Source organism: Desulfobacteraceae bacterium, assembly GCA_022340425.1.
In the GTDB taxonomy this organism is placed as follows: Bacteria; Desulfobacterota; Desulfobacteria; order Desulfobacterales; family JAABRJ01; genus JAABRJ01.
The window spans coordinates 1-9,589 of record JAJDNY010000070.1; the positions used below are offsets into that span (position 1 = coordinate 1).

A 9,589-nucleotide genomic window follows, 5' to 3' on the forward strand; every position below is an offset into this window, starting at 1 on the left:
TTTTCTCCCTTCCCCGGAGGATTTGGCTTTGAAGGACGAGACGGTGAAGGTGACGATCGCCCTCAGCAGGAGAAGCGTTGAATTTTTCAAAAAAGCGGCCAAAAAATACAACACGCAATATCAAAAAATGATCCGAAGACTGCTCGATGAATACACTGCACATTCAATCCGGATAACCAACCGGAAACTGTCCGTTACAACCGAGTGATCCAAGCGGTACCCCCCCAACCAACGCCTCAAGGGCCGGACAGATCAAATGGGAAATAACTAGGACTTGAGATGCGACCCCTTATCGGACCCAAAATACTGGTTACAGGCGCATCCGGTTTTATCGGGTGCGAGGTGTCACGGCGCCTGACGCTGAAAGATTGTCGGCCGCGGTTCATGGTGCGCGACCTGCTTCAGGATCGCTGCGTGATCAGGCACCCGGAGATCGAAATGGTGATCGGCGACCTCCAGGACACCCGGAGCCTCGATCAGGCGGTAAAAGGGGTGGATGCCGTCATTCACCTCGGAGCGAAAGCCACCTTCGAATCTTACGAATCCCTGAAACCCACGATATTTGACGGATCCGTGGCCCTCATGCAAGCGGCCGCCAAGCATGGCGTAAAAACCTTCGTCTACAGCTCGTCGCTTCTTGTCTACGGGGACAACCGCGCGCAGGTGGATGAAGAAACCGTTCCCAGACCGGTGCTGGATTACGGCCGCGTCAAGCGCGACACGGAAAGGGAGCTGGCCGTGATTGCGGCTTCCGCAGGCATCACCTTTTCGGCCATCCGGCTGCCGCATGTCTACGGCGCGATGGACCTTTATTTTCAGCAAATTCGAAGGGGGCTTCTCATTTTGCCGGGGCTGGGCAAGAACATCTTTTCCCACCTGCACGTCACCGATGCCGCGGAATTGCTGATCGCGTGCGCCCAGCAGGGCTATCGCGGCATCTTGCCCGTGGCGGACGACCTGCCGGCAACCTGGTCCGCATTCCTGGCCCTGGTGCGACGTCACCATGCCGGCGCCCGGGTGCTGGTGCTTCCCCAGTGGCTGGCCCTTGCGGCCGCTTACGCAGTGACACCGGTGCGCCGTTTCCGCCCTCACCCCGGCCTCGAGACACCGGGCGCCATCCGCAGCTACAACTGCAATATTGCCGTCAAACCAGGGCTGGTGTTCAAGGATCTGGGGATTTCCTTGTCCTTTCCGACGATCCATGACGGGGTGCCGGCAGTTGCGAAAGACTCCCTGCTGCTGAAGAATCTGTTGACCCCTTGAGGTGGGTTTTGCCAAGGGGAGATCGAGGAGAGGTGGCCAACCCCTATTTGGGGTTCAACATCGGCTCAACCAACCCAGTGGCAACCTCTTTGATTTTTAAGCGATGAAAGCATTTGGCCCGATCAGCCGCCGCCGTCAACCTCCCATCCCGACAGTGAAAGGCCCCCCATGGCGCAACCCTACGACATAGCCCTCAAACTGCTCGCCGCACTGGCGATCGGTCTTTTGATCGGCATCGAGCGGGGCTGGAGCGAACGGGAGGAGAGCGCATTGCCGGCATCCGCACCTTCAGCCTGATCGAACTGTTGGGGGGGCGTCCTGGCGCTGCTCAAGCGCGAGGCGAACCATTGGCTGATGCCCGTCGCCTTTCTTGCGGTTTCAGGGTTGATTGTCAGCGCCCACGTGATGGATGTGCGTCAAAACTAAGGATGCGAGGACCACGACGGCCTTTGCCATGCTGCTGACCTTCGCCCTGGCAGCGTGGGCGGAAATGAAGGCGCCTACGCGCTTTCGGTGATCTCGGGGTTCGTGGATGTGGATGCGATCACCCTGTCGCTTTCCGGGTCGGCCACATATGACCTGGGCGCCGAAGTCGCCGCCATGGGCATCGTTCTCGCCGCTGCAAGCAATACCCTGGTCAAGGGGCTCATTTTCGCTTTCATCACCGGGTTCAGGGACACCATCCGACTGCCCGTGTTTCTTTTGGCCGCGATCCTGCCGGGTTTGCTGATGGCCTTCTATTTGCTGTAGCTGATTTTGGGCGGGCTATACCGGCGGCTGGGAAAACGCGCCTTTTCATGACGACTGATCGCCGGCCTTTGCGTGCGGCGCCAGGGGGATGCCCCAGCGCTTCATGAACTTCCAGACGGCGGTGCGGCTGTAGCCGCTGCGGCGCCCCACCTCGGCCTTGTTCCAGTCGCAAGCCGCCAACAGACCGAGCAGCCGCTCCCGGTCGAGGGGGGTCCGGCCCGCCCGGGGCAGCGGCCCAACCGCCGCAGCCGGGTCTGGCGCACGATGTCCGGCCCGGATCTCGACGGGCAGGTCGGCCAGGGCGATCTCCGGGCCGCGGCAGAGCACAAACCCGTGCTCGATGGCGTTTTCGAGCTCCCGCACGTTGCCACGCCAGGGCCAGGCCAACAGGGCCCGCAGGGCCTCGGGGGCCAGCGCGGCGACGGACTTGCCGGTGCGACGGTTGAACTTGGCGCGGAAATGGTCGACCAAGAGCGGAATGTCCTCCCGGCGCTCCCGCAGCGGCGGGATGTGGATCGGGAAGACCTTGATGCGGTAGTAGAGGTCCTGCCGAAAGCTTCCGTCCGCTACCTGACGGACCAGATCCCGGTGGGTTGCCGCGATCACCCGGATATCGACCTTCCTGCGTTTGGAATCGCCCACCCGTTGGATTTCCCGCTCCTGCAGCACCCTGAGCAGCTTGACCTGGATAAAGGGGCTGATGTCGCCGATCTCGTCGAGAAAGAGGGTGCCCCCCTCGGCCTCCTCGAAGCGGCCGACGCGGCTGCGGCTGGCACCGGTGAAAGCCCCGGCCACATGGCCGAAAAGCTCGCTTTCCAGCAGGGACTCGGACAGCGCGCTGCAGTTGACCGCCACGAAAGGCCGCCCGGTCCGCCGGCTGTGGTGGTGGATGGCGCCCGCCACGAGCTCCTTGCCGGTTCCGCTCTCCCCGGAGATCAACACCGTGGCGTCGCTGGCGGCGGCCAGCTGCACGGCGTCGAAGACGTCCTGCATGCCCGCGCTCTTGCCCACGAGGTTGGCCAGGCGGTGCCGCTCGCCCAGACGCCGGCGCGCCGCTTCCACCTGCCGCTCCACCGCCTTGAGGCGGGTCAGGTCGGTCACCGTCTCCACCACGCCCAGCAGCCGTCCCTCGGGGTCCCGCACCACCCGGGCGTTTTTCAGGACGGGCACGTCGTGGCCGTCCCGATGCCGCAGCGCGCACTCCTTGGCATCCACCTTGCCGTAGGCGAAGATGCCGCAGTCGGCCATGCCGTTGGGGCACTCATTGCGCAGGCAGCGGTTGAAGTTCAACACCTGGCAGCTTCTGCCGATCACCTCCTCGGCCCTGAAGCCGGTGATGCGCTCCATGGCGGGGTTCCAGAGGGTGATGCGGCCGGCCTCGTCCAGGGTGAAGACGCCCTCGGCCATGGCATCGATCATGAGGTCGGCGAATGTGGGTTCCACTCGGGTCATGGTCGCGTTCCCCCGGGTTCAAAAGTAGCGTTACAAAAACCGTTACCGTTAACTAAGTAACGTATGCAGCCGGTGTCAAGAAATTTTTGCCCCAACCGTAACAGCTCAACAATTCAAGCTGTTACACAGGAAATGGGCGGCGGCGAAGATTCCGGCACGGGTTTTGGAGATCAGGTGACATCGTCGTTATCACCGCACCGCCAACCCCCGGAAAGGAAACCGCCATGTGGACGCTTTTGAAACGGATCAACCAGAACCTCGTGACCGCCATCCCCGTCATGATGGCCCTGGGCTTCGGCTACGGCATCCTGTGTGACCCCGCATTGCTGAAACGCCTGATCGTTCCCCTGACCTTCCTGATGGTCTACCCGATGATGGTCACCCTCAACCTCCGCCGGGTATTTTCCGGCGGCGACGGTCGCGCCCAGCTGCTCAGCCAGGCCATCAATTTCGCCATCATCCCTTTTCTGGCTTACGGCGCCGGGCGCCTCTTTTTCCCGCAGCAGCCCTATATGGCCCTCGGCCTGCTTCTGGCGGGCCTGGTGCCCACCAGCGGCATGACGATTTCCTGGACCGGCTTTGCCGGGGGCAACACCGCGGCCGCCGTCAAGATGACCGTCATCGGGCTTTCCCTGGGCTCCATCGCCACTCCCTTTTACGTCAAATTTCTGCTGGGGACGGCCATTGCGGTGGACCTCCTGGCCGTGGGGCAGCAGATCCTGGTGATCGTCTTCCTGCCCATGGCGCTCGGTTTTGCGACCCGGCAGGCCCTGATCCGGCGCTTCGGCCAGCAGGGGTTTCAGACGCGGCTGGCCCCCCGCTTTCCCGGGCTATCCACCCTGGGGGTTCTGGGAATCGTGTTTGTGGCGATGGCCCTCAAGGCCCGCGCCATCGCCGGTGCGCCCGACCTGCTTCTGGCGATTCTGGCACCCCTGGCCCTGGTGTACGCGGCCAACTACCTCCTGAGCACCTTCCTCGGCCGGCTGCTGCTCCCCCGCGAGGACGCCATCGCGATGGTCTACGGCACGGTCATGCGCAATCTGTCCATCGCGCTGGCCATCGCCATCAACGCCTTCGGCCCCCAGGGCTCGACGGCGGCCCTGGTGGTGGCCATGGCCTACGTCATCCAGGTCCAGTCGGCGGCCTGGTACGTCAAATTCACCGACCGCATCTACGGCGCCCGCGCGGTTGCCGCCGCGGTCTGAAAACCGGCCGGCGACCGTCCGGAAGCGCAATCTCACATCACCCGACATTCACAAAGGAGAGCAACCATGGCATTGGCAACGGTGCTTCAAAAAGAGAGCGACAAGAGCGTCCCGGCGTTCGTGGCGTCCCTGAAAAACGCCGCGGCTGAGAAGGGCTTCATCGTCAACAACCCGGGCAATATGGACATGGCCGGGGCTTTCGCCGACCACGGCGTAGCGGTGGAGGCGGGGTTCGATCTGCACATGATCCAGATCTGCAAACCCGACAAGGCCGCCCACAGCCTCTGCCGCAATCCGGAGCGGGCCGTGCTGATGCCCAAGTTCGTGATGGCGTTCTCCCGGGGCGGCAGGACCCAGGTGCGTTTTTTACGCTACAGCCCTGAGATGATCCAGGCGCTGGTGGACGATCCGGAGTTCGCCGGCTCCCTGGAGCAAAGCTACCAGGCGATTTCCAGCATGATCGCCGCCGCCCTCTGATGGACCCGGCCCCCGGGGCGCCCCAGGGGGTGCCCCGGGAAGATTTTCCCCCGCCCTTCCCCGCGGCCTAAAGCCTGAAAAGAAAACGGCAGGCCCGCTGAAGGCTTTTGGCCTGCATGCGCTTCATCATCCAGACCTCCGCCACCCGTTTGCTCAAAAAACCCATGGTGGGAAAGGAGTGCTGCAGCAGCATGACGTCGTGCAGACGGATTTTTTTCTGGATCGCCAGCGCCCACTCATTGATCATTTCCCCCGAGCCTTCACCGACGATCGTGGCAGCGTATATTTTCCCGGACGCGCCTGCCAGCACGCGCAGGAAGCCCACATCGACCTTTTCGGCGATGGCCGCACCGTAATCCGCGTAGCGCACCTCAAGCGCCTCGAACTTGACGCCGCGGGCGAGCAGCTCCGCTTCCCGGGGCCCGACCTGGGAGATCTGGGGGTCGGTAAAGGTCGTCCACGGCACGACGAACCTGCGGAAATCCTGCTTCAGCGGCCACGGCAGCATACCGTTGAGCAGCCCGATCATCCCCTGGTGCATCGCGGCATGCGAAAACTGCCGGTAGCCGTTGCAATCGCCGCAGGCGTAAATGTGGGGCCGCGAGGTCCGTAGGTAGCGGTTCACGGTGATGCCTTTTTCCGAAAAGCGCACGCCGGCCCGATCCAGCGACAACGACCCGAAATCCATCCGCCGCCCCGCAGCCGCCAGCAGCCGCGCGCCCGACAGGGTTTCGCCGCGATCGGTGTGCAGCACAACCCGCCCGTCAACCTGTTCCAGCCGCTGCGACTTGCGTTCGGTCAAAACATCGATGCCCTCTTTCTCGAAGGTTCCCTGGAGGATCTCCGACACCCCGCGAAACTCGCGCCACAGCAAGCGCGGGCCGCGGACCACCAGGGTGACTTTGCTACCCAGGCGACCGAAGGCCTGGGCCATTTCGCAGGCAATCGCGCCCCCGCCGATGATGATCAGGCTTTCGGGCACGGCCTCCAGTTTGAACAGGTTTTCGTTGGTCAGGCAATCCACCGTTTCGATGCCCGGGATCGCGGGCATTTGCGGGCGCGTGCCGACGCAGATGAAGATCTTTTTCGCCCGGTAGCTTTCCCCCGCTACGGCCACGGTGTGCGGATCCACAAACCGGGCCGGACCCTTCTGGTAGACCAGGTGGGTTTTGGCGAAGAGTCCCATGGTTTTCTTTTGGCTGATGAAATCCAGGCTTTCCTGGATGCGCCGAAACGGCTGCAGCACCGCCGGCTTGGGCGCCGCCTCCAATTCCATGTCGGCCAGCTTGTCGAAGGCGCTGCGGATTTTGGCCATCCGCAAGAGCGCCTTGCTGGGGATGCAGCCGACGTTCATGCATTCACCGCCGACCGCCCTTTCCTCGATGGCGCAGACCTTGAGCCCCATCTCCGAGGCCATGACCGAAACCGCCATCCCCGCCGGGCCCAGCCCGATGCAGATCAGATCGTAATCGTAGCGCACCGCTTCACCTCCTAATGAACACAGACCAAGTGGAGTTGCAACTCCCGCTCTATTAACGGGATGCCTGGCAAAGTTGCTTTTCGCTGGACAACGGACCATTTTTTTGATAGAGCCACGATAGCGAAAGGAGTATGATATGCCAACCATGAGCAAGCCGCAAAGATTTTGTGGACGGGATTTCGACGCCGACGAGGTGGGGATGATCCGGGAGATCGTCACCACCTGCGGCGGGATCAGCCGCCGCGAGCTGGCCCATACGGTCTGCGAGCTGCTGGAGTGGAAACGCCCGGGGGGCGGACTCAAGGCCCGGGAGTGCCTGGATCTCCTGGAACTCCTGGAAGCCAAGGGCTTTCTCAGGCTTCCGGGAAAAAGACACACCGGCTACAATGGCCCCCAGAAGCGCATCGCCGCGGTCCCGCCCGCGGCGCCGCACAGCACCCTGGTCGGCAGCGTGGAGCAATTCGCGCCCCTGGCGGTGGAGCAGGTGGAAACCCGGGAGCAGCGGGACCTGTTTCGGGATCTGCTCAGTCGCTACCACTACCTGGGGTATGCGATGCCCTTCGGGGCACGGCTTCAATACCTGGTCTTCGCCAGCCGGCCCCGGCGCGAAGTTCTCGGATGCGTCCAGTTTTCCAGTCCCGCCTGGCGGATGAAGGCCCGCGACCAATGGATCGGTTGGGACGACGCACGCCGTGCGGCCGGTCTGCAGCAGATCGTCAACAACAGCCGGCTGCTGGTGCTGGCGCAGATCCACAACCTGGCCAGCGCCATGCTGGCCCGCACCCTGCGCCGGCTGCCGGCCGACTGGCAGCGGCAATACGGGATCACGCCCCTTTTGGTGGAGACCCTGGTGGACCGCAAGCGCTTTCACGGCGGGTGCTACCGGGCGGCCAACTGGATAGAGTTGGGTGAGACCAGCGGCCGCGGGCGGATGGACCGGGCCAACGAACGCCACGGCGCGGCGGTGAAGACCATCCTGGTCTACCCGCTGGTCAAGAATGCCGCCCGCCGGATCAGGGACGGAAGCTGAAGGGCCGGGGCTGGCCAGCAGCGTTATTCGGGCGAGTGCCCGGGTGCAAATGAAACCGGGAAAGGCAAGCCATCATGAAAAAATTCGGCATGATTTTGGGCGGGGTCGTCCTTGTGGTCCTGTTGCTGTTTGGCTGGTGGCTCTTCAGCCGCCCCGAGCGCGGCACCACCGGCTCGGTGGACACCCAGTTCCGCTGGCTGGGCCCCAACGACAAGATCGTGGTGGACGGCTTCGACGACCCCAAGGTCCAGGGCGTCGCCTGCCACATCGCCCGCGCCCAAACCGGCGGGATCAAGGGTGAGTTGGGCGTCGCCGAGGACACCAGCGATGCCAGCATCGCCTGTCGCCAGGTCGGCCCGATCAAAATCCTCGGTGAACTCAGGGACGGCGAGCGCGTCTTTGACGAACGTCGCAGCTTCGTCTTCAAAAAACTTCAGGTGGTCCGCTTCCTTGACCGCGAGCGCAATGTGCTGGTTTATATTGCCTACAGCGACCGCGTCATCGCGGGCAGCCCGCAAAACAGCATCAGCACCGTGCCGATCATGGGCTGGCCGGCACCCTGATTTGAAAATCCGGCCGAGATCCGCCGGCCGGTGCTGACATTCCGTCCCAAGGAGGCGAACCAGATGACCCTGAACCTGGATGCCGTCGGCAAAACGATCGGCCCGTTGACCAAAACCTACGACTGGCCGGATGCCGTGCTCTACGCCCTGGGGGTGGGGGCCGGCTTCGAGGATCTCGAATACTGCTACGAAAAGCGCCTCAAGGTCCTGCCGAGTTTCTCGATCGCCGCGGTTTTTAATTTTCTGACCCACGCCGGCACGGCCGCCAACGTCAACCCGCTGGGCGTGCTGCACGGCGAGCAGGAGTTGATCTTCCACAACCCGATCCCCGCCGCGGGCACCCTCACCACCACCGGCCGGATCACCCACTTTTTCGACAAGGGCAAGGACAAGGGCGCCCTGGTGGTGGCCGAAAGCGAGACCGAGCACGACGGCGGAAAGCGGCTTTTTACCAGCCGGGCGACCATCTTCGCCCGCCTGGACGGCGGCTTCGGCGGCTTAAACGCCCCCAAAAACCAAGTCGTTTTCCCGGAGCGGGCCCCCGATTTTACGGTCACGGCGCGTCCCACCGAAAACCAGCCACTGCTCTACCGCCTCTCGGGGGATCTCTTCGCCCTGCATGTGGATCCGCCGTTTGCGCGCGCGGCCGGTTTCCAAAAACCCATCATGCACGGCCTGTGCACCCACGGCTTCGCCTGCCGGGCGCTAATCGCCAGCCTGGTGCCGGGCGCCCCCGAAAAGGCCCGGCGCATGGCCTGCCGCTTTTCACGCCCGCTCTACCCCGGCACCCCCATCGAAACCCTGATCTGGCAGACCGCCGAGGGGCTGGCGCTCTGGAAAACGATCGACGCCCAAAGCGGCGCGGCGGTGATTACCAACGGCGTTTTCGAATACGGCCCCATCTCCTGAAACCAGAGACCTAAAAATCCGCCGGATGCCGTCCACCGCCCCATCGTCGGCTTGGGCGAGGAGGCCGGCATGGGAATCGTTGCTTTTCTTGTCCGGACAAGAAAAGCAACCAAAAGAAGCCGCCCGCGTCCCGGGGCCCTGCGGGCTGCCCTGCGCTTCTCGCAGCCGGCGGGCCCTGTGGAGCTCGCTTGCGCTCAAGCAGCCACAGGGCCTTTATCGCCGGCTGCTGCGATGCTCGGCCCGGGACAATGGGGGGATTCCCGTTTTCAGGGTGAGGGTTGCAGGCGCAGCGCAACTTTGAAAAGGGGCATTAAACCAGACCGCAGCCATGGTTGAAGGAAAAGCGCCACTATCCGAAAAATCGCAGCTCACCTGCTGCTGAGGTTGCGTCAAAGGCCCCAGTTCAAGGCGCGCAAGCCGCGGGGGGCGAGGCGTACGCCGCTACGCCGCAGCCATCACG

The 9,589-nt window shown here is 63.4% G+C and carries 10 protein-coding genes; 8 read left to right on the forward strand and 2 right to left on the reverse strand.

Going from position 1 to position 9,589, the window contains the following annotated elements; genetic code table 11:
* The 3 genes from LJE63_06580 to LJE63_06590 form a co-directional block, all read left to right on the forward strand.
* Window positions 1–208 (forward strand): hypothetical protein (locus LJE63_06580; GenBank protein MCG6906275.1); only part of this gene is annotated, 208 nt, incomplete at its 5' end.
* Between the two features lie 71 nt (window positions 209–279).
* Entirely contained in the window at window positions 280–1,263 is a 984-nt protein-coding gene (locus LJE63_06585) for an NAD(P)-dependent oxidoreductase (GenBank protein MCG6906276.1), read from the forward strand.
* A gap of 480 nt (window positions 1,264–1,743) precedes the next feature.
* The gene (locus LJE63_06590) at window positions 1,744–2,013 is read left to right on the forward strand and encodes a DUF4010 domain-containing protein (protein ID MCG6906277.1); all 270 of its coding nucleotides are present in this window, start codon (window positions 1,744–1,746) and stop codon (window positions 2,011–2,013) included.
* Window positions 2,014–2,058: 45 nt separating this feature from the next.
* On the opposite strand, the gene LJE63_06595 is transcribed toward LJE63_06590, so the two are convergent.
* Window positions 2,059–3,465, reverse strand: a complete 1,407-nt coding sequence (locus LJE63_06595; GenBank protein MCG6906278.1) for a sigma 54-interacting transcriptional regulator — start codon at window positions 3,463–3,465, stop codon at window positions 2,059–2,061.
* Window positions 3,466–3,689: 224 nt separating this feature from the next.
* On the opposite strand from LJE63_06595, the gene LJE63_06600 reads away from it, so the two are divergent.
* Window positions 3,690–4,670, forward strand: coding sequence for a bile acid:sodium symporter (locus LJE63_06600; GenBank protein MCG6906279.1), 981 nt, complete (start codon window positions 3,690–3,692; stop codon window positions 4,668–4,670).
* Between the two features lie 66 nt (window positions 4,671–4,736).
* Window positions 4,737–5,147: a DUF302 domain-containing protein gene (locus LJE63_06605; protein MCG6906280.1), complete on the forward strand. Its 411-nt coding sequence runs from the start codon at window positions 4,737–4,739 to the stop codon at window positions 5,145–5,147.
* A 67-nt stretch (window positions 5,148–5,214) separates the two neighbouring features.
* Here the strand turns inward: LJE63_06605 and LJE63_06610 are convergent, their stop codons facing one another.
* Window positions 5,215–6,627: an FAD-dependent oxidoreductase gene (locus LJE63_06610; protein MCG6906281.1), complete on the reverse strand. Its 1,413-nt coding sequence runs from the start codon at window positions 6,625–6,627 to the stop codon at window positions 5,215–5,217.
* Window positions 6,628–6,763: 136 nt separating this feature from the next.
* Here LJE63_06610 and LJE63_06615 point away from each other — a divergent pair, with 136 nt between their 5' ends.
* The 3 genes from LJE63_06615 to LJE63_06625 all read left to right on the forward strand — a co-directional run bounded on the left by LJE63_06615 (window position 6,764) and on the right by LJE63_06625 (window position 9,129).
* On the forward strand, window positions 6,764–7,657 hold the full coding sequence (locus LJE63_06615; GenBank protein MCG6906282.1) for a DUF4338 domain-containing protein: 894 nt from the start codon (window positions 6,764–6,766) through the stop codon (window positions 7,655–7,657).
* A 74-nt stretch (window positions 7,658–7,731) separates the two neighbouring features.
* Window positions 7,732–8,220, forward strand: a complete 489-nt coding sequence (locus LJE63_06620) for a CreA family protein (GenBank protein ID MCG6906283.1) — start codon at window positions 7,732–7,734, stop codon at window positions 8,218–8,220.
* 63 nt (window positions 8,221–8,283) lie between these two features.
* Window positions 8,284–9,129, forward strand: coding sequence for a MaoC family dehydratase N-terminal domain-containing protein (locus LJE63_06625; GenBank protein ID MCG6906284.1), 846 nt, complete (start codon window positions 8,284–8,286; stop codon window positions 9,127–9,129).
* The last annotated feature ends 460 nt before the right edge of the window (window positions 9,130–9,589 follow it).

Bases quoted from the DNA above. Each gene is read 5' to 3' on its own strand.
- LJE63_06600 (MCG6906279.1), top strand. From the start codon at position 3,690: ATGTGGACGCTTTTGAAACGGATCAACCAGAACCTCGTGACCGCCATC.
- LJE63_06605 (MCG6906280.1), top strand. From the start codon at position 4,737: ATGGCATTGGCAACGGTGCTTCAAAAAGAGAGCGACAAGAGCGTCCCG.
- LJE63_06625 (MCG6906284.1), top strand. From the start codon at position 8,284: ATGACCCTGAACCTGGATGCCGTCGGCAAAACGATCGGCCCGTTGACC.
- LJE63_06620 (MCG6906283.1), top strand. From the start codon at position 7,732: ATGAAAAAATTCGGCATGATTTTGGGCGGGGTCGTCCTTGTGGTCCTG.
- LJE63_06615 (MCG6906282.1), top strand. From the start codon at position 6,764: ATGCCAACCATGAGCAAGCCGCAAAGATTTTGTGGACGGGATTTCGAC.
- LJE63_06595 (MCG6906278.1), bottom strand. From the start codon at position 3,465: ATGACCCGAGTGGAACCCACATTCGCCGACCTCATGATCGATGCCATG.
- LJE63_06585 (MCG6906276.1), top strand. From the start codon at position 280: ATGCGACCCCTTATCGGACCCAAAATACTGGTTACAGGCGCATCCGGT.